This window comes from Acetobacter lambici (assembly GCF_011516885.1).
GTDB lineage: Bacteria > Pseudomonadota > Alphaproteobacteria > Acetobacterales > Acetobacteraceae > Acetobacter > Acetobacter lambici.
This window is the reverse complement of record NZ_WOTD01000039.1, coordinates 1-19,732: the sequence shown is the minus strand read 5'-3', so window position 1 is coordinate 19,732 and position 19,732 is coordinate 1. Positions and strand designations below refer to the sequence as shown.

Sequence of the window (19,732 nt, the reverse complement as noted above, 5' to 3'; positions counted from 1 at the left end):
CCCGGACGCCCACAAATCCAGCGTCTCTTCAACAGACGCACCGCCATTCATCATATCCTGAATCATGGTTACCCATAGATTCAGAACTCAACAAAAAATGCAACTGTAGTGCTAGGCAGGCAGGCAGGCAGGCAGGCAGGCAGGCAGGCAGGCAGGGCGTGAGCCCATGGTAGCCGCCATGCAACCCACCTGCTGTGCGAACCCGGCCTTGCTGGCCCCATTACGCACAAAAAAGGGGAGCCGTTTGTGGCTCCCCTTTTTGTTGCTGGCTATAAAACTCAGTAGCCCGGCGGATACGGCACAGGTGCGGGAGCCACCGGATACGCCCCATAAGCCGGATAAGGTGTTGCCACCGGGTAGGGAGCAACCGGGTAGGCACCGCCCGTAATAACGTTGGAAATAATGCCCGTCGCCACAGCCGCCAGCAAAAAGCTGCCGCCATAGCTGATCCAGCGATAACCCGGCGGGGGTGCATACAGGCCACGGTAACCGCGCCAGTTATCCACAAAAATGCCGCCACCATCATACCGGTCGCCAGAACGCCACATGCCGCCATGCGGGCCACCGCGTGGACCACCGCCCCAGCCACCACCGGGGCCACCCGGCCCACCACGAAAACCACTGCCACCATGGCCGCCACCCGGCCCCCGGCCGGGACCACCGCCCGGTCCGCCACCGGGGCCGCCGCCATGACCACCCCCGCCCGGACCACCCGGGCCACGCTGCGCATGTGCCGCAAGTGGCGCCGCTGCCAGAACCAGCCCCATAAGGACCGCCATTGAACGTTTTGCCTTGAAGATCATGTGCAATCTCCTTCCTTCTTCCGCCATTGAGCCTACCAAGATGTGGCGGAAGTTTGTCGATATCATAACCGTTTGACGTTGGGCCTAATCTGGCCTGCCTGCCCGGTGGTATGGGTGGCCCGCCGCAATGGCCTGTGCGCGGTAAACCTGTTCGACCAGCATGATCCGCACCAGCATATGCGGCCATGTGAGCGTGCCAAAAGACAGCGTGGCATCGGCCCGTTGTAAAACGGAACTATCCAGCCCTTCCGCCCCGCCGATAACAAAGCATGGGGTGCGCCCTGCATCCTGCCATGCGGCAAGGGCTGTGGCAAAAGCAACGCTACCGTAGGTGCGCCCACCTTCGTCCAACGCCACAACATGGCTCTGGGCCGGGCAGGCGGCCAGAATGGCCTGGGCCTCCCGCCGCTTGATCTCATCTGGGCTGCCGCGTCCGTCGGGCAGTTCCACAATATCCAGCGCGGGCCGCAGGCGTTTGAGATACCGCTCCACCAGCGCGCGCTCGGACTTGTCCTTCATGCGCCCCACCGCCACGAGCCTCATAGCGGGCTCCCATGGCGGAGAGGCAGTGTGTTTTGCAAACCGGACACCAGCACTTACAGACGGGTCACGCCGTCTTCGTTGCTTTCATCCAGTTCCGCGCCCCACATTTTTTCCAGACCATACAGCGCACGCGCTTCGGGTTTGAACAGGTGGACCACAATATCGCCCGTATCAAGCAGCACCCAGTCGGACCCGTTGGCCCCTTCGACCAGTACGCGCTTGATGCCAATATCGCGCAGTTTGCGCTCAATATGCTGGGCCATGGCCGCAATCTGGCGGTCAGCCAGACCTGTGGCGATCACCATTTTATCGGCAAAAGAGGCACGACCGGCAAGGTTGATCACAACAAGGTCTTCCGCCTTGTCATCTTCCAGACTGGTGGTGATCAGCTCAAGGGACTGCTCCAGCAGGTCCGGGTCCACCGCCTCGCGCTTGGTGGGTTTTTTTGGCCCTGCGGCGGCTGCTTTTTTACGAACAGAACCGGGGGCTGCCGCCGCTCCGGGAACTGCGGCGGCGCGGGTGGCGGCCGCACGGCCCCCACGAGCGGTGGCCGTGGACGTGCGGGCGCGTGCGGGCGTCTCGGCGGGTGGTTTGGTGGTTATGACCGTTCTCCTGAAAACTGAATACTCTATGGGGTGGTGGGCTGATCCGTGGTGGCGTCAAACCCGCCCCGCTGACGAATGGCTGTTGCAGATATACTGTTTTGTACCCCCGGAAGGAAAGCCCAAGCTGGGGGAGAAAGTGTGGCAAGCCGTGCGGCCTGCCGTGCAGGCACACGCCAACGCGCCAGATACTGCGCGGCCAGCCCGCCCAAAGCCCGCACATTCTGCCCCGGACGGGGGAAAACCGCCACAGGCACCTTGCGCACCAGTTGGTGCCAGTGCTTCCACCGTGGCAGGGTTACCAGACCATCCGCCCCCATCAGCCATACAAACCGCACATGGGGGAAGCGGGCCTTAAGCCGTGCCAGCGTGTCCACCGTGTAACGGGTGCCGAGTCGGGCTTCCAGATCGGTCGCCACAACCTTGCGCCCATCTGCCAGTTGGCGCGCAGTGGCCAGCCGTGCGGACAAAGATGCCATTTCCCGCCCGGCCTTGAGCGGATTGCCCGGAGAGACCATAAGCCACACCTGATCAAGCCGCAGTTCCAGCAGGGCCCGCCGCGCTATGGCCTGATGCCACCTGTGCGCGGGGTTGAACGACCCGCCCAGAAGGCCCACCCGGCTATGGCGGTTGTCCCCCCATGTGGGGATCTGGCTTCCGTCTGGTGGGTCCGCCCCACGCTGTGTGGCCGATCCACCAGACGCGGGCAGAACCTTACCCGGTGCATGTTGGGGCGGAGTGCCCCCCCGAACAGGCCCGGTCGGGCCAGAGCGGGTACGCCGCACCTGCATGTTGTGCGGCGGCGCGCTCAGGGGCGAACCTGACCGCTGCCAATCACCTCGTAACGGAAGGTTGTCAGCTGTTCCACGCCTACCGGCCCACGCGCATGGAAGCGGCCCGTGGCAATGCCAATTTCCGCCCCAAAGCCAAACTCCCCACCATCACAGAACTGGGTGGAGGCATTCCACATAACGACCGCACTGCTCACACCGTTCATAAAGCGGGCGGCCACGGCCTCGTCCGCCGTCACAATGGCTTCGGTGTGGGATGAGCCAAAGCGGGCAATATGGTCGAGTGCTTCATCCACCCCGTCCACTACGGCCACGTTCAGCACCGCATCCAGCCACTCGGTGGCAAAGTCTTTTTCGGTCCCCGCAGGCAGGTCGGGCATGATCTGCCTTGCCGCGGCATCGGCCTTGAAAGTGCAGCCCTGTTCGGCCAGATCCGCCACAATCTGGGGCAGCAGGACGGAGGCTACGGCCGCATCAATCAGCAGGGTTTCGGTTGCACCGCAAATACCCACGCGGCGCATTTTGGCATTGAGCACAATCCGGCGCGCCATGGCATGGTCGGCGGCGGAATGCACGTAGGTGTGGCACAGTCCCTCCGCATGGGCGAGAACTGGCACACGGGCCTCGCGCTGCACACGCTCCACAAGGGAGCGGCCACCGCGCGGAATAATCAGGTCCACAAGACCTGCTGCGGTCAGCATGTCCGCTACGTGTTTGCGGTCGGCATCGGGCGCGATCAGCACCGAATCCTCGGGCAGGCCCGCATTGCGCAGGCCGGTCTGCATGGCGGCATGAATGGCGCGCGCGCTATGCAGGCTTTCCGACCCACCACGCAGCAGCACGGCATTGCCGGACTTTATGCACAGCCCGGCGGCATCGGCCCCTACATTGGGTCGGCTTTCATAGATCACACCGATCACACCAACGGCGGTTGCCACTTTACGAATACGCAGGCCATTGGGGCGGGACCATTCCTCCAGCACCTGCCCTACGGGGTCGGGCAGGTCGGCAATGTCTTCCAGCCCACGGGCCATGGCTTCCACCCGTTCGGGGGTTAAGGTCAGCCGGTCACGGAACGCATCATTGGCGGTGGAGGCGGCAAGGTCGCGCGCATTGGCCTGCAGAATAGCGGCAGCGGACTCGCGCAGCGCGCTGGCCGCAGCCCACAGGGCCTTGTCACGCTCGGAGGAGGAACTTTGCGCCAGCGTGCGGGCAGCCAGTCTGGCCCTGTGCGCCAGATCGTGCATGGAGCAAGGCGATGGCACACCCTGTGCTGGTGCGCGCGTATCCGCCATGGCCGTCTGCTGCCGACTGTCTTCCTCCGTATTCATGCTGGCGTCCCTTATCTCCATTGTCCTGTTTTCTTTTTGTCGTGTGTGGCCCGCCCCCATGGGCGGACCTGTTATGCGCTTTAGAGTGCCGTATCAGACATTAAAGCGGAAGAGCAGAACGTCACCATCCTGCACCACGTAGTCCCGGCCTTCAATGCGTAGGCGGCCTGCTTCCTTGGCCCCTGCTTCCCCATTATATCGGACATAATCGTCAAATGCGATGGTTTCGCAGGCAATAAAGCCGCGCTCGAAATCATTGTGAATAACCGCTGCCGCCTGCGGAGCCTTGGTGCCGACCGTAATGGTCCAAGCCCGTGCTTCCTTGGGGCCAACGGTAAAGTAGGTGCTCAGGCCCAGAAGCTTGTAGCCTGCGGCAATCACGCGGTCCAAACCACTATCGCTCAGGCCCAGACCTTCAAGGAACTCACGGCGTTCCTCGTTTTCAAGCTGGCTGACTTCGGCCTCGATGGCGGCGGAAACAATGACCACCGCAGCGCCTTCGGCCTCGGCCTTGGCCTTCACTTTTTCGGAGAACGCATTGCCGGTGGCTGCCGAGTCCTCGTCCACGTTGCACACATACAGCACGGGCTTGCTGGTCATGAGCTGGAGGCGGCGGACCGTCTCCTCCTCCCCTGCGGGAATGGCGGTGCGCGCAGGGCGGCCATCGCGCAGGGCGGTCAGGATAGGGGTCATGACCTCGATCTGGGCCATGGCCTCGCCATCACGGTTACGCGCGCGCTTTTCCAGCGCTGGCAGGCGCTTTTCCAGCGAGTCCAGATCGGCCAGCATCAGCTCGGTTTCAATGATCTCGGCATCACGCACGGGGTCCACGCCCCCTTCGACGTGGGTAATGTCATCATCCTCAAAGCAACGCAGGACGTGAATAATGGCGTCCACCTCGCGGATGTTGGCGAGGAACTGGTTGCCCAGCCCTTCCCCCTTGGAGGCACCGCGCACAAGGCCCGCAATATCCACAAATTCAAGGCTTGTGGGCACTTCACGCTGGGACTTGCCAATGACGACCAGCTTGTCCAGCCGGGGGTCCGGCACGGCAACGCGGCCCACGTTCGGCTCGATCGTGCAGAACGGGTAGTTGGCGGCCTGCGCCGTAACCGTGGCCGTAAGCGCGTTAAACAGGGTGGACTTGCCCACATTGGGCAGACCAACAATACCGCAGTTAAAACCCATCAGCCCTTGCTCCCTTGTGGCAGTGCAACCTTGGTCATAAACCGGTCGGCATGCCCATCCGCCAGCAGGGGGGCGGCGTCGGCCATGCTCTCAAGCATGGGGTCGAGCCAGTCCTGCTGGTCTGTTTGTGTAAAATTACCAAGCACCCAGCCGTGTACCCGTTCTTTGGCGCCGGGGTGGCCTATGCCAATACGGACACGCCAGTAATCGGGCGTGCCCAGCATTTTGTCTGTCGAGCGCAGGCCGTTATGGCCCGCGGCCCCGCCACCACGCTTGATACGCAGCCTGCCCGGCTCCAGATCCAGCTCGTCATGGAAAAGCGTTATCTGCTCGGGGGATATTTTGTAAAAAGCCGCAGCTTCCTGCACGCTCTCGCCCGAGCGGTTCATGTAGGTCATGGGCAGCAGTGCGAGCACCTTGTGGCTCCCTATGCGGCCTTCGGCCACCTCACCTTTGAAGCGGTTGCGCCAGGGGGAAAAACCATACCGGGCGGCAATGGCCTCGACTGCCATAAAGCCGACATTGTGCCGGTGCCGGCGCATGGAGGACTCGGGGTTGCCCAGTCCGACCCAGAGCAGCATTGCGGATTCTGCCTTGTGTTTATGAACAGAAAGGGGGGCACATGCGCCTGCACGTGCCCCCGCGTTCCATTCAGCCTCGGATGACTTAAACTTCCAATCAGGAAGCGTCAGCACCTTCTGCCGGGGTGGTGTCAACAAGCGGTGCCGCGATGGATGCGATCACGAAGTTGGCTTCGTGGGAGACCGGAGTTGCACCCGCCGTGCCCTGCACATCGTCCCAACGCACGTTGTCGTTGATGTCGAGCTTGGTCAGATCAACGGTGAAGAACTCGGGAATGTTTTCCGCTGCCACTTCCACGTCAACCGTGTGACGCACGATGTTGAGCATGCCTCCACGCTTGATGCCGGGGGACTTGTCTTCACCCACAAAGTGCACAGCCACTTCAACATGCACGCGCGAGCCAGCGGCCAGACGCAGGAAGTCGATATGGATGGGCGAATCCTTGACCGGGTGGAGCTGCACGTCACGCACCAGAGCGCGCTCGGTCTTGCCGCCTTCGATCTTGATGTCATACACGCGTGAGCGCCAGCCAGAGGTCTGGATCGCCTTGATGACCAGACGCGGGTCAAGTGCGATCAGCGTGGATTCCTGCTTGCCGCCGTACACAACGCCGGGCACCAGACCATCACGCCTCGTCGCACGCGCTGCCCCCTTACCAGCCTTCGCGCGCGATGAAGCTTCAATTGTTGTAATTTTGGACACCTTGACTTCTCCTGAAAAACTTGAGCACGCAAGCCTCCAGGGGTGCCTGCGCGGTGGCTGCGGCCTTACAGCAAAACCCCGCCACAAGCAAGGTCCGGCTACCCTGCCGCCGCCTTTGTCCCGCCCTGTGCCCTGTGTGGCACACCCCAACCACGGCCGGAGCACCCGCCATGACCCTTCCCCCGCAGGCCCTCCCCCGCCAGCCCGCCACCACCACACCCACGCAGCAGTTTGGCAGCGACAATTACGCAGGCATATGCCCCCAGGCACTGGAGGCCATAAACCGCGCGGCCACAGCCTCCACCCCCGCTTATGGGGATGACGCATGGACCCGCCTTGCCGCCAGGGCCGTGACCGACCTGTTTGCCGCCCCACAGGCGCGAGTGTTTTTTGTCTTCAATGGCACGGCGGCCAATGCGCTGGTGCTGGCCACACTCTGCCCATCCTATTGCGCCATTATCGCCTCCGAGATCGCGCATGTGGACACGTCCGAGCGGGGGGCTGCGGAGTTTTTTTCCGGCGGGGCAAGGCTGATCACCCCACCCACACCCGATGGCAAGCTCACCCTCGCCGCCATTACGCAGGCCATGCGCCGCACGCGCGACTTTGGCGCCTCCACCCCTGCGGTTGTCAGCATCACCCAGCCGACCGAAAACGGGCTGCTCTACTCGGTGGACGAAATACGGGCCATTGCCAACGCCTGCCACGATAACGGGCTACGCCTGCACATGGATGGCGCACGCTTTGCCAATGCCGTGGCCGCACTGGAGTGCACCCCTGCCGCCATGACATGGCAGTCCGGGGTGGATGCACTCAGCTTTGGCGGCACCAAAAACGGTATGGCCGTAGGCGATGCCGTTGTGTTCTTTACCCCCCAGCTTGCACAGGGCTTTGCCGAACGCGCCAAGCAGGCGGGGCAGATTGCCGCCAAAATGCGGTTCCTGTCCGCCCCGTGGCTGAGCATGCTCCAGTCCGGCGCATGGCTGGCCAACGCCCGCCACGCCAATGCCAGCGCGCAGGCGTTTGCGCAGGCCATAACAGGGCTGAACGGGGTGGAACTGGCATGGCCGGTGCAGAGCAACGCGGTGTTCGTGCTTATGCCAGAGCACGTGGCCAACGCTCTGCGCGCGCAGGGGTGGCGATTCCATACCCTGTTTGGCAGCGTGTACCGCTTTGTGTTCGCATGGGACGCCCACGCGGACTCCATAGCAGCCCTTGCGGCGGACCTGCGCCGCTGCACACAGGGCTGAATAACGCGCAAAATACCCCACACGGCGCAAAAGCAGGCAGGGCACCCCCGCTCCAGCCTTGACATAAGGCCCCTGCCCCTGCTTCCTCCACCCCAATTGAACTATGGCAAAACAAGCGCCCGCCCGCAGGCCGGGCCACAATTTGTGGGACAAGACCATGCACCCTTACCGTACCCATAGCTGCTCGGCCCTTCGCGCGGGCGATGCTGGCACCACTGCGCGCCTGTCCGGCTGGGTGCATAGCAAGCGCGACCATGGCGGCCTGCTGTTTATTGACCTGCGGGACGAAACGGGCATGACCCAGATTGTCATCCCCGCTGGTTCGGACGTTATGGCCACTGCCGAACACATTCGTGTGGAAAGCGTGATTACGGTCACCGGCAGTGTGGTTGAACGCGCCGAAGGCACACGCAACCCCGACCTTGCCACGGGTGATATTGAAGTTCAGGCAAAAGAATTTGTGGTCCAGTCCCACGCCGCCGTGCTGCCATTGCAGGTGGCCGGGCAGGAACATTATTCGGACGAACTGCGCCTGCGCTACCGCTACATCGACCTGCGCCGCGAGAAGGTGCATGCCAACATCCGCCTGCGCTGCGCCGTTATTGCCAGCATGCGCAAGCGCATGACCGATCTGGACTTTGTGGAACTGCAAACCCCGATCCTGACTGCCTCCTCCCCCGAAGGGGCGCGGGACTTTCTGGTGCCCTCGCGCAACCACCCCGGCAAGTTCTATGCGCTGCCTCAGGCTCCGCAGCAGTTCAAGCAGCTTGCCATGGTGGCCGGGTTTGACCGCTACTTCCAGATCGCACCGTGCTTCCGTGATGAAGCCTCCCGCGCGGACCGCTCCCCCGGTGAGTTCTACCAGCTTGACTTTGAAATGGCCTTTGCCACGCAGGACGAAATTTTTGCGGTGATGGAAGAGGTCATGAGCGGGCTGTTTACCGAATTCGGCAATGGCCGCACGGTCAGCACCGCTCCGTTCGAGCGTATTCCCTACGCCCGCGCCATGCAGGTGTACGGCTCCGACAAGCCCGACCTGCGCAACCCGCTGCTGATTACGGATGTAACGGAAGACTTTGCAGGCTCGGGCTTTGGCCTGTTTGCCCGCATTGCCGCAGATGGTGGGGAAATCCGCGCCATTCCCGCCCCCGGTGCGGGTGATCGCCCCCGCTCGTTCTTTGACAAGCTCAACGCATGGGCGCGTGAGAACGGGGCTGGTGGTCTGGGCTACATCACCTTCAACGCCGAAGGCGGGCAAGGCCCGATCGCCAAGAACCTTGAGGCCGACCGCGCCGAGGCCATTCGCGCCAAGCTGGGGCTGAAGGCGGGGGACGCCGTGTTCTTTGCCGCGGGCAAGGGGCATGACGTTGCCAAGTTCTCCGGCCTTGTGCGCACCCGCATTGCCGAGGAACTGGACCTGATCGAGAAGAACGCCTTCCGCTTCTGCTGGATCACGGACTTCCCCATGTATGAGCTGAACGAGGAAACGGGGCTGGTGGACTTCTCCCACAACCCGTTCTCCATGCCCCAAGGTGGGCTGGACGCGCTGAACACCAAAGACCCGCTGGATATTCTGGCCTACCAGTACGACATTGTGTGCAACGGGATCGAACTCTCCTCCGGTGCGGTGCGTAACCACCTGCCCGACGTAATGGTGCGTGCGTTTGAAATTGCAGGCTACCCCGAGAGCGAAGTGGAAGCCCGCTTTGGCGGTATGCTCAACGCCTTCCGCTATGGCGCACCCCCACATGGTGGCTCTGCCCCCGGTGTGGACCGCATTGTCATGCTGCTGGCGGACGAACCCAACATCCGCGAGGTTATTCTGTTCCCGCTCAACCAGCAGGGCGAAGACCTGATGATGGGTGCCCCCGCCCCCGTGGCCCCCGAACGCATGAAGGAACTCTCCCTCGCACTTAACCTGCCCAAGCCCAAACCGGCGGTCAAAAAAGACTGATCAACGCCTTTTTGGCCAAAAATCTCACATCCGGCCGGTTGCATGACCGCGCCGGATGTTTTCTTGTAGGGGGTATGACCATACGCCCCCAGCGCCACCGGGCCGCCCTGCTGGCAGCCTTTGCGCCAGCCTCCCTTGCTCTTGCCTTTGCCCTGCCCAGCCCCGGCGCGCAGGCGGCAACGCCCACATCGCCCCTTGTGTCGCAACAGGCGGTGTATGATCTGGGTCTGGTGGAAGCCGCAGGCGGGCAAACACTCTCCGCCACCGGGCGCATGACCTACGCCGTGCTCAAGACCTGCCTTGGCTGGTCCTCCCGCCAGAGACTGGAGATACAGAGCGTGACCCGCAAACAGGGTGAGGAACACCTGTTATCGGACTATGCGGCGCAAGAAAGTCTGGACGGGCGACACCTGACCTTTAAAAGCCAGGAAACACGCAACGGCAAACTGCTGCGCGTTGTTAGCGGGGAGGCAAGCCTTGCCCCCGATGGTTCAGGCGTTGTGCAGTACCGCCAGCCCCTTGCCAAAACGCTCACACTGCCTGCGGGCACCCTGTTCCCCGTAACCCATACCGCCAGCATTCTGGCTGCCGCCCAAAAAGGCGAGAAGGAACTGGTTACCCCCCTGTTTGATGGCACCCTGCCCGACGGACCGGAAGATACCTACGTAACCCTGCTCAACTGGTCCGCCCCCCCGGCCAGCACGCCCTACCAGCCTTTGCAAAAACTGGGGTCAGGGCTGGTGCATATCGCTTTTTACGACCGCAATGCCCACACCATGATGCCCGAATACGAAATGGGCATGCGCTACTTTGCCAATGGCGTGTCCGACCAGCTCCATCTGGACTTTGGGGATTTTAAAATGCAGGGCACGCTCAGCACGCTCGACCTGCCCCCCACCCCAACCTGCACGCAGGATACGGCGCACTGAACACACGCGGACCTACACCTCCACGGCATCCTCCGTGAAGAAAAGGTTCTGAAAATCCATTGTCTGGCGCTGCTTTTTTCTGCGCCACTTCTTTTTATTCGCCCGCCGCCATACACGCGGCACAAACGGATAGGCGCGCGGCAGGCAGCCAGACAGCAGAGCGGCCCAGCTCATGATAAGGATCGGGGTCAGGCTTGTGCTGGCCAGCGCTGCCATATAAGGGGAATCCGCCATAAGGTTTTGGGAAAAAGCCAGTATGGACCCTACGTCAATGGCATCTTCCATCAACTGTTCACGGCTGATGGAGGCACTCCCCCAGCCCGCCAATGCGGCCTCCAGCACATCCGCTTCCTGCTTCTGGGTGAGTTGGAGCATATGCGTGAGCAACGGATTTTGCACCGCCGCCAGATACGCGGCGTTTTTGCGCAATGCGGCGCGCAGCCCGCTCACGCCAGCACCACCGGGCAGTTCGGCCTCATCCGTGCGGCCCATATCCTCCACCTCCCCCGCCAGAGCGGCGCGGACCAGCCGCCCCCGCTGGGACGGGCTGAGTGCGGGCATAAGGGCTGCGGCCAGCAGCGGGTTAAGGAGTGCTTGGGGGATCATCTGGGCGGTGTCGTCTGATGTATCCAGCATCTGGAGCAGCACGGTGGCCGCTGCCTTTTGCTCGGCGGTGGCGTTTTTATCCGCCAGAATGTTCGAGAGGGCTTCATACAGTTCAGGCAACAGGCCGCTGGTCAGGGCGTTGCCCAAAAGTGCAGGCTGGGTTGATACAGCCGCACTGTCCCCCACTCCACCCGCCTCCTGAGCAAGCTGCACAATGCCGCCGGGCAGCACGATCTCCTCTGCCTGCGCAGCCCCCATGCCCGCAAGGGCGGTGGCCAAGGCGCGCCTGCCATCCTGCACCGTGTTGCTGGCCAGACCATACAGCCCCGATGTGGTCACCACCGCCCCGCCCAGCGCGCCGGTGGTTGCGGATTGCGCGCCAAGGGACTGAAGCAGCGGCAGGCTGAGCGCACCCCCCGTTGCCCCCGCAGCCCCGCCACTGGTGGACTGCCCCGCCATGCCGGTGGCGAGTTGCATAAGCTGGCTGGCCAGCGCTTTTTGTTCGGATGTAGCCGATGGGTCATTGAGCACCGTATCCGCTGCCCGCATGACATCGGCCATTAACGCCGCAGAGCCTGCCCCGACGGATGTGTCCGCAGCAACGGTACCCGCGCTGGCATCCGCCATGCCTGCTGCGGTGGCACTGTTGCCACCCTCCGCCCCCTGAGCGGTGGAGGCCGAAGCCCCGCTGCCCGCCAGCGCGGTACCAAGCAGGCTTTGCGCCCCCTTGGAGAGCGTGAGCATGACATCCGCCTGCTCAGCCTGCTCAGCCTGCTCAGCCTGCGCCTGTGCCAGAGCGGTGGAGGACGGCAACGCCGCTGTCTGGCGGGATTGAGCCGTGGCCTGCCCGGCACCTTCCGCAAGGCCCGGAGCCTGATTGCCCAACCCCACCCAGCCCCCCGGACCGGACAGGCCGCCTGATCCTGTTGTTGCTGTCATGGCCTGCTCCGTCACATTCGCACCATGGCGGGCAAAACCCGTCCATGCCCCGCACCGGGAGGGTCAGCCTGCCATACCCGGCAGGCGCAGGCCAACAGGATTATAAGCGCCTTAGTTAACCTGTGTGCTGCTACCTGCTGGTGCGCCTTCACGCAGAACGCCCACCAGTTCCTGCAAAGCCTGCGGGTTGTTCTTGAGAATAGCCACATTAGCCGCATCGGGTACGGGCATCTGCGCACCACCCTGACCGGGGGGGACGTTGAGCAGGCTGCCGGTCAGGCCCACGCAGGTCAGGCTCATAACAAAGCTGCGCGCGTCCAGCCCGTGCGCCTTGAGAATGGCGCCCAGCCCCGGCACCTGCCCCACAAGAGCAATCTGCTGGTCGAGCGACATGCCAACACGCCCCGGCGGCTGAATTTTGGCGGCCTTAATAGCCCGCAGCGCCCCACTCAGCCGGGGCAGTACATCTGGTGCCATCTTGTAGTGCAGCGCGGCGTCCATATCATGCTGCATGGTGGCGACCTGTTCAGGCGTGAGGGATGGTGCCTGTGGCGTTGCCCCACCAACAGGAGCCACGCTCTGGGCCTGTGCCGCACCGGCCACCAGCAGGGCCATAGCCCCCAGAACCGTTGACGCCTTGCGAATAAAAACCATGTTTTTTACCTTTTTCATGCTGCAATCACCCATTCGCCACGGCGCATGAGCGGTACGCGCGCGCCCTGTGCGTCCAGCCCGTCCACATCAATTTCGCCCGAGCCGATCATCCAGTCTATGTGGATCATGCTTGTATTGGCCCCACGTTTGGCCAGTGCGGCCTCGTCCTGCCCCTGCGTGTCGCGCATGCATTTGGTGTAGGACTGGCCGAGGGCTATGTGGCTGGCTGCGTTTTCGTCAAACAATGTGTTCTGGAACAACAGCCCACTGCGCGAGATAGGGGAGGAATGGGGCACAAGTGCGACCTCGCCCAGCCTTCTGGCGCCTTCATCGGTATCAAGCACCCGCTCAAGCACCTCCTGCCCACGGGTTGCGTGCATATCCACAATGCGCCCACCCTCAAAGCGGACCTTTATGCCGTCTATGAGCGTGCCTTGGTGCGACAGGGGCTTGGTGCTGGCCACAGTCCCTTCCACCCGCAGGCGGTGGGGGGTGGTGAACACCTCCTCGGTGGGAATGTTGGGGTTGCACACAATGCCGTTACCCGCTTTTTCCGCACCACCAGCCCAGTCATGCCCGTCAGCCAGCCCGACCAGCAGGTCCGTACCGGGGCCGGAAAAATGCAGCGCGTCGTAGCGCACATCGTTCAGAAAAGCCGCGCGGCGGTGCAGAATGGCATTATGGGCTTCCCACTGTGCCACCGGGTCATCCCCATTCAGACGGGAGACGGCAAAAATGGCCTGCCAGAGTTTTTCCACTGCCTTGTCTTCTGGCAGGTCGGGGAACACCTGCATGGCCCATGCCGGGGTGGCAGCGGCCACAATGCACCAGTTCACATCAAAATTGGTAATGATCTCCATGGCCGGGCGGTTCACGCGGGAGGCGGCCTTGCTTGCGCGGGAGACGTGGTCGGGGTTCTGGCCTACCAGCAAAGCGGGGTTGGAACCAGTAATGGCCATGCGCGCAGCCCCAGCGCGAAAGCCCTCCGCCATACCGGCGGACAGCCAGCCGGATGCGGTGTCAAACGTGCTTTCCTCGCCATATTTATAGCGGGCGAGTGTTGTTTCCTCATCCGAATAGAACGTGGTGACCAGCGAGGCACCGGCCTTGTAGGCATGTTCGGTAATGCGGCGCACCAGCGGCACCGCATGGAGTGGTGCGGTCATGATCACCTGCTGGCCCGGCGCCACGTTCAGCCCCGTGCGGGCTGCCACCTCACCCAGCCGGTCAAGCTGGGCTGCAAATTCGGCCGAAGCCAGATAGCCACCATTGGCCTGCATGTTGCGTTCTGTCACGTTTGTGCCTGTCCCTTTTTGTGGCGTAACCCTTTGGCGCTTATGGGATACCCATGGGGCGCGTCCGTCAACTCCGGGTTTTTGCGCCCTGCCCTGCTGGCGGGCCTTATCACGCAGTTGCGGGCTAACGCACGGCCCCCCTCCGGTGCCCTTTTTTACCACCGTGCGGGCATGCATGCTGGCTATGCCACGGGGGATTACTCTGCGGGTACGGGCTGTTCTGGCAGTTCAAAGGGCTTGAGGTCCGCTGGCAGGTAAAGCGGGTGGCAGGGGCGGCCCGTAGCACTCAGCCTAAGAGCGCAAACCGCAATACCGTGGCTTTGCAGCATATGCACAACCTGTGGCCCGCGTGCGCGCAGGGCCTTGTGGTGGGGGGAACCATAGGCCGCCACAACAAGGTCTGCCTTGCGGGCCATATCCAGCAAAGCGGCATCGTTATCGGGGCCAATGGGGTCCGGGGTTTCCAGCAGCCGCATCTGGTCGGTGCAACGATAGGCAAAGGTGTTGCCGACAAACAGGCCGCCATAGCCCCATGCGCGGGCGTAACGCTGGCATTTGGCCACGGTCCGGTCATCCCCATGTTCGGTTGCGACGGAAGGGTTCATCATCAGCCACATGACCAGCGGCTTTCCCTCCTCCCACACACGGCGCAGGGTGTAGCGGTAGCATTTGTCCACCCCGCCATACGTGGCGGTGCTGACAACATCCCCCGACAGTTTGAGCGGGCGGGACTGGCCTACGTGGTGGCCCGTAAACAGATCTTTCATCACACTTCCGGCTGGCAGGGGGGCTTACGTGTTATGCCCCCACCTTTAGGGCGCAATGGCGCGGGGCACAAACCCGCAGGACAGCCCCTCAGGGAACAAACCCCGTGCGATCAGCCGGGGTGAGCGCGCGCAGAACCCGGCATGGCACACCCGCGGCAACCACCCCTGCGGGCACATCACGCGTGACCACACTGCCCGCGCCAATAATACTACCCGCACCAATATGCACACCGGGGGTAACATGCACCCCCGCCCCCAGCCACACATCCTGACCAATGGTAATGGGCCGGGCGTAGCAGCCCCCTGCCGCACGTTCCTGCGCATCCAGCGCATGGTTGGCCGAATACAGCCCCACACGCGGGCCAAACAAGACGTTATCCCCTATTGTAATGGGAGCCGCGTCGAGCAGGATACAGTCAAAATTAGCGTAAAAATTATTGCCAATGGTAATGTTGCACCCGAACTCGCACCGTAAGGCTGGTTCAAAATGCACCTGCTGGCCAATGCCGCCCAGCAGGGTGCGCAAAACACCCTCCCGCTCGGCTTGTGGGCGGCCAGAACTTGCATTGTAGCGGTTGCTCAGCACCACGGCATCCGCACGGGCGCGCACCAGTTCTGGTGCAAGGTCGTTATACATGGCCCCTGTGCGTATGAACGCCATGCGTTCGGCCAGTGTCATTGCGTCATGCCGCCCTGCTTTGGCCGCGTGGCATCCGTGGCCATGGCCTGATCGGGGTGGGCTGCCCGCCAGTGCGCCGTGTTTGCCGTGCGGATAGCGGTCTGTCTGGCCTGAATTTTGGCCGGGTCATACCCAAAGGCCGCGCACTGCGCGGGCGTGATATACCCGGTTTTGAGCAAAAACAGGGCCAGCTTTTGCGGATAGGCAATCTTGCGCACATATGCGGCGGGGCAGCCGGTTACCCCACGTACCTGCACGGTGGGGTCCAGCGCACACCATGTATCCTGATCATCGGCGTGCCGGTCGTACCAATGCAGCATGTAGGTCCACCCGGCCCTGAGTTGGCCCAGATTGGCGCTATTGGCCACGTAGGCTGCCAGAAAACCGTTCACAACCTTGCGGTCCGGTGGTGGGGGTGCCCTGAAAGACGGAAAACCACGGCGGAAATAGGCCCGCAAAAAGGCCGCGTAAGCAGGCTGGGTGGTTACGGTGCGCACGCTCCCCTGTGTGTATTCATCAATAACAACAGGCAGGACTGACCACACATAAGGAGCAAACACGTAGTTGAACCGCAGGTCCCACAGAACAAACTGCCGCCCGCCATCATGGTTAATATCCACAACACCGGGTGTGCCATCACCATCCTGTGTTGCAAGGGGGGCAACCACCCACTGGCCCGCACCATTGCTCCCCACAATGGCGGAAACCGTGCAGCAATGCGCGCCCATGGTGTAGCCCGACACCAGCAGTTGCGGAGGGCCAGCGCTTTTGTCCAGATGATAAAGGGCCACTTGCAGGCTACCCAGCATACCCCCCACATCCCCCACAATCAGCGAGGCAATGACCTGCCTGAACACCGGCCTGCCGGGGGCCTGTGCAACCAGCGTTGCAACCGTACAATGCTGCTCTGGTGGCGCGGTGGAGGGCTCTTCATCCCCCATAAGAATACCATACACCGGGCAGGGCTGGTTTTGCGCCACTTCCACCTTTACGGACAGGCCCTCAACCGTAAGGGCAACCGGCTGGGGTTGTAGGGCATTGGCCCGGTCAAAAACCCGGACCCTGGCCAGAGGAGGCACGGTTTGCACAGCCCCGGCATAGGATGCGGCCCCGACCACGGGTGCCGCATGTGCAAGAACGGGCGTAACGCCGAGCATGCCCAGTATGGCCAGCAGGCACGGCACAACCTTGGAGCAGCGCATGGGTGTGGGATTTCCTTAAATCATGGAGCGTGTTCACCCAGTGTGCTTTGCGGGTGCAGGCGGGCGTTGAGCAAGGTTAGCACCAGCACAACCAGTGCGGCCAGCCCCACACTGAGCATAAGGGCGGGGGCAAGCCCTGCCCCAATCCATGCCGCAAGCCGGGTTTGCAGCAACGCGTTGCTGGCCGCGATCAGATTGCCACACTGGTAGGCCAACCCCGGGAACGTGGCCCTAACGGAGGCAGGGGACAACTCGCTCAGATACGCGGGCACCACCCCCCACGCTCCTCCCTGAATACAGAACTGGATGCACACAGCCCCCACCCCAAGCCAGAAGATGGAGTGCGGCAATGTCCACAACGGCAACAGCGGAATGGTCAGCGCCGCCGCCACGGCAATGGCATACTGCCGCCCGATCCGTTGGGAGAGCACGCCAAACACCACCCCGCCCGCAATGGCCGCCAGATTATACAGCACGGCCAGCATGGTAATGGAGGTAGGCGGCACATGCCGCTCCAGCGCTAAAAACACCTTGGGGTACAGGTCCTGCGAGCCGTGGCTCATAAAATTGAAGGCCGCCATAAGGGCTACGGCAAACACGCATAGCGCCATGTTCTGCCGCGCCACCTCCAGCATGCCGGGCTGGCGCACAGCCCCTGCCCCCTGCGCCTGACGGGCCAGCCAGTCCGGGCTTTCGGGCACACGCAGCCAGATGTAAATGGCCGAAACAATGGCCCCGCCCCCCAGCACAAACAGCCCACGCCAGCCCAGCACGGGCAGCAGAAGGAACATGAGCGACGCCAGCAGATACCCCGCAGGGTAGCCCGCCTGCAAAATACCCGATGCCGTTCCCCGCCACGATGGGGGCACACTCTCCATGATCAGTGAGGTGCCAACCCCCCATTCCCCACCAAGGGCCACACCAAACAGCGCGCGCAGAACCAGAAAAACCGTAAGCGTTGGCGCAAAGGCCGAGAGCACCTCGATCAGCGAGTAAATGGTAATTGTGCCGATCAGCACGGGTTTGCGCCCATACGCATCCGCCGCCCGCCCACACAGGAACGCACCCACGGGGCGGGTGACAAGGGTGAGTGTCGGGGCCAGCAGCACCACCTCCAGCGAGGTGGAAAAACTGTGCGCAACGTTATCGAGCGTGAACAGAACAATAAAAAAATCACAGGCATCGAGCATCCACCCCAAAAAGGAGGCGGCCACAACATGCCGTGCTGTTGTGCGGTCTATGGGGGGGAGAGCACTGGCGGCCATGGGGGTACTCCTGCTTGCCGGTTACTCACCTTGTGGCATGCCCGCCATTGGCTCCGCCACGCAGGAATAATCACGAATACGCCAGTCCTGCCCGTCTCTTTTTCCGTCATTGGTCAGGCCACGGCAATACGGGCCCGACCATACGCCCGAGCATGGCCTGCCAAATAGGCCACCACCGCGCAAACATGCGCAACGGCTCTGGCGGGCAGACCCTCTTTATTGTGGCGGGTGATTCACACAACTTTCCAGCATGGTGGCAATAACCGGCCAGCCCACCGTGCCCTGCGGGTCCAGCCTGCCCAGAACCGCCAGCATGGCCTGCGCATCCTCCGCACGGTTGTTGCGCAGGGCAATAAAAGCCAGCGCCTTGAGCGTATAGAGTGCGAAACGTTCCGGCCCGGCATGGCCTGAGGCTGAATGGGACCAGAGCCGCCAGTCCGCACTCCACCCCGCCTGCCGTGCGGCCTCCACGAGCCCAGCCTCGGCTATGGTGCGGGCCTCCTCCACCCGGTTTTGGTAGGCCAGAACCTTGTAGAGGCACAGATAGGGGGGCAGGGCCGTGTGGTCGAGCGCATGCGCCTGCCAGAATAGCTCTGCCGCTGCCACCCGGTCCTGCCTGTGGACCAGAACGCCCTTTTGCAGCAGCGCGTCCACCTGTGGGGGCAGCACCCCAAAATCAATCCTTTCGTAAAAAACAGCAGCCGCCATATTCATCTCCCTCTGCCACGGTTTCTCCCCTTTGGTGGCCAGAGCCACAGGGGCGGTTTCCACCTTGGAACAACGCAAAAGTGAAAGGGGGTATCACGCAGGAATCGTTCCAACCCCACCGCCTTGCGCACACGACTGCCATGATGACTTCAGCGTTGACCAAAGCCTGCGTGAACTTGCTTAATGAATACAGATGATACTGTTTTTATTCTGGTATTATCATAAGTTTTTCAAACACAGCTTTAAAAGAGGCTTCTCATGTCTAAATGGACAGGCTTGTGGCGCGTGGCAGGCCATGACGGCAAGGACAACCGGATTGTTGTGCTCAACGGCGACGTGGAGGACGAAATTGATGAAAAAGATTACGTCCTGAACAAGATTCAGCCGTCGGTTGAAGATCTGGAATGGCGGAAAAAGTAAGGTTTCCGCCATTTGGCAGGTGTGGATGTTCCAAAATGAACACAAGGGGGGGCGGAATGTTCCATACCTGCCAGACCAGTGCGCCGGGCCCGGTCCTGTCTACCGGGTCCGGCGGCATGGTCCGCCTGAGCAGCCCAACAGCCAACCCGTTTATTCTATAGCCCGCGCCATTGCGGCGGATCGCGCGTTCGCAGACGACGCAGGATTGGCCCCAGATAAGCAGAAGGGCCGGGGCGTTACCGCCTCGACCCCTCCGGTCTTGCCGCGCTAAGCAAGATTTCCTGCGTGCTGGCCCATCAGAGCTTCAGGCTCTGGCCTGCACTGCTTCTGGCTGCCCAAAGGCCAGTTGCCCCCACACCCGCTCACGCAGCATGGGCACAATGGACTGATCGCTCAGGGCAGACAGATCACCTACGGCGTGTCGTCAGTTAAGCCCTGAGAGTGGCACGTGAGGGTTGTACTTTGTGTCTGCGTGTGCTGACTGTTTTCCCGTTTTTTTGGGGAGACAGACAGATGCGGCGC

20 protein-coding genes are annotated in these 19,732 nt (G+C 62.4%); 4 read left to right on the top strand and 16 right to left on the bottom strand.

Going from position 1 to position 19,732, the window contains the following annotated elements:
• Positions 1-278: 278 nt before the first annotated feature.
• The 8 genes from GOB86_RS12535 to GOB86_RS12500 form a co-directional block, all read right to left on the bottom strand.
• Positions 279-803, bottom strand: a complete 525-nt coding sequence (locus GOB86_RS12535) for an RcnB family protein (RefSeq protein ID WP_165992789.1) — start codon at positions 801-803, stop codon at positions 279-281.
• A gap of 84 nt (positions 804-887) precedes the next feature.
• Positions 888-1,346: a 23S rRNA (pseudouridine(1915)-N(3))-methyltransferase RlmH gene (locus GOB86_RS12530; protein ID WP_165992787.1), complete on the bottom strand. Its 459-nt coding sequence runs from the start codon at positions 1,344-1,346 to the stop codon at positions 888-890.
• Between the two features lie 53 nt (positions 1,347-1,399).
• Positions 1,400-1,948 (bottom strand): ribosome silencing factor, encoded by a 549-nt coding sequence (gene rsfS, locus GOB86_RS16535; RefSeq protein WP_165992797.1) that lies wholly within the window; start codon positions 1,946-1,948, stop codon positions 1,400-1,402.
• A gap of 26 nt (positions 1,949-1,974) precedes the next feature.
• Positions 1,975-2,739 carry a nicotinate-nucleotide adenylyltransferase gene (locus GOB86_RS12520; RefSeq protein ID WP_165992785.1) on the bottom strand — a complete coding sequence of 255 codons (765 nt, stop codon included), beginning with the start codon at positions 2,737-2,739 and terminating at the stop codon, positions 1,975-1,977.
• Between the two features lie 17 nt (positions 2,740-2,756).
• Positions 2,757-4,070, bottom strand: a complete 1,314-nt coding sequence (locus GOB86_RS12515; RefSeq protein WP_408737372.1) for a glutamate-5-semialdehyde dehydrogenase — start codon at positions 4,068-4,070, stop codon at positions 2,757-2,759.
• 93 nt (positions 4,071-4,163) lie between these two features.
• Positions 4,164-5,258, bottom strand: a complete 1,095-nt coding sequence (gene ychF / locus GOB86_RS12510) for a redox-regulated ATPase YchF (protein ID WP_165992783.1) — start codon at positions 5,256-5,258, stop codon at positions 4,164-4,166.
• A complete protein-coding gene (pth, locus tag GOB86_RS12505) occupies positions 5,258-5,839 on the bottom strand; it encodes an aminoacyl-tRNA hydrolase (protein ID WP_165992781.1) in 582 nt (193 codons plus the stop codon). The genes ychF and pth overlap by 1 nt, the downstream gene beginning before the upstream one ends.
• A 97-nt stretch (positions 5,840-5,936) precedes the next feature.
• A complete protein-coding gene (locus GOB86_RS12500) occupies positions 5,937-6,542 on the bottom strand; it encodes a 50S ribosomal protein L25/general stress protein Ctc (RefSeq protein WP_165992779.1) in 606 nt (201 codons plus the stop codon).
• Positions 6,543-6,712: 170 nt separating this feature from the next.
• Between GOB86_RS12500 and GOB86_RS12495 the strand changes: the two genes are divergently transcribed.
• The 3 genes from GOB86_RS12495 to GOB86_RS12485 all read left to right on the top strand — a co-directional run bounded on the left by GOB86_RS12495 (position 6,713) and on the right by GOB86_RS12485 (position 10,675).
• The gene (locus GOB86_RS12495; protein WP_165992777.1) at positions 6,713-7,792 is read left to right on the top strand and encodes a threonine aldolase family protein; all 1,080 of its coding nucleotides are present in this window, start codon (positions 6,713-6,715) and stop codon (positions 7,790-7,792) included.
• A gap of 157 nt (positions 7,793-7,949) precedes the next feature.
• Positions 7,950-9,746, top strand: coding sequence for an aspartate--tRNA ligase (gene aspS / locus GOB86_RS12490; protein WP_165992794.1), 1,797 nt, complete (start codon positions 7,950-7,952; stop codon positions 9,744-9,746).
• A 74-nt stretch (positions 9,747-9,820) separates the two neighbouring features.
• Complete coding sequence (locus GOB86_RS12485) at positions 9,821-10,675, top strand: cell envelope integrity EipB family protein (RefSeq protein WP_165992775.1); 855 nt, start codon at positions 9,821-9,823, stop codon at positions 10,673-10,675.
• 12 nt (positions 10,676-10,687) lie between these two features.
• Here the strand turns inward: GOB86_RS12485 and GOB86_RS12480 are convergent, their stop codons facing one another.
• From GOB86_RS12480 to GOB86_RS12445, 8 genes are all read right to left on the bottom strand, one after another.
• The gene (locus tag GOB86_RS12480; protein ID WP_165992773.1) at positions 10,688-12,220 is read right to left on the bottom strand and encodes a hypothetical protein; all 1,533 of its coding nucleotides are present in this window, start codon (positions 12,218-12,220) and stop codon (positions 10,688-10,690) included.
• Between the two features lie 111 nt (positions 12,221-12,331).
• Positions 12,332-12,892, bottom strand: coding sequence for a hypothetical protein (locus GOB86_RS12475; RefSeq protein ID WP_165992771.1), 561 nt, complete (start codon positions 12,890-12,892; stop codon positions 12,332-12,334).
• The gene (locus GOB86_RS12470) at positions 12,889-14,154 is read right to left on the bottom strand and encodes an aminopeptidase (protein ID WP_165992793.1); all 1,266 of its coding nucleotides are present in this window, start codon (positions 14,152-14,154) and stop codon (positions 12,889-12,891) included. The genes GOB86_RS12475 and GOB86_RS12470 overlap by 4 nt, the downstream gene beginning before the upstream one ends.
• Before the next feature lie 212 nt (positions 14,155-14,366).
• Positions 14,367-14,936: a DUF1643 domain-containing protein gene (locus tag GOB86_RS12465; RefSeq protein WP_165992769.1), complete on the bottom strand. Its 570-nt coding sequence runs from the start codon at positions 14,934-14,936 to the stop codon at positions 14,367-14,369.
• Positions 14,937-15,024: 88 nt separating this feature from the next.
• Positions 15,025-15,615, bottom strand: a complete 591-nt coding sequence (locus GOB86_RS12460) for a sugar O-acetyltransferase (protein WP_165992767.1) — start codon at positions 15,613-15,615, stop codon at positions 15,025-15,027.
• Positions 15,612-16,817 carry a thylakoid lumen protein gene (locus tag GOB86_RS12455; protein WP_165992765.1) on the bottom strand — a complete coding sequence of 402 codons (1,206 nt, stop codon included), beginning with the start codon at positions 16,815-16,817 and terminating at the stop codon, positions 15,612-15,614. Before GOB86_RS12455 ends, GOB86_RS12460 begins: the two co-directional genes overlap by 4 nt.
• A gap of 20 nt (positions 16,818-16,837) precedes the next feature.
• Positions 16,838-18,082, bottom strand: coding sequence for an MFS transporter (locus GOB86_RS12450; RefSeq protein WP_165992763.1), 1,245 nt, complete (start codon positions 18,080-18,082; stop codon positions 16,838-16,840).
• 216 nt (positions 18,083-18,298) lie between these two features.
• Positions 18,299-18,790 carry a hypothetical protein gene (locus GOB86_RS12445; RefSeq protein WP_194301198.1) on the bottom strand — a complete coding sequence of 164 codons (492 nt, stop codon included), beginning with the start codon at positions 18,788-18,790 and terminating at the stop codon, positions 18,299-18,301.
• Between the two features lie 258 nt (positions 18,791-19,048).
• Between GOB86_RS12445 and GOB86_RS12440 the strand changes: the two genes are divergently transcribed.
• On the top strand, positions 19,049-19,210 hold the full coding sequence (locus GOB86_RS12440) for a hypothetical protein (RefSeq protein WP_165992760.1): 162 nt from the start codon (positions 19,049-19,051) through the stop codon (positions 19,208-19,210).
• The last annotated feature ends 522 nt before the right edge of the window (positions 19,211-19,732 follow it).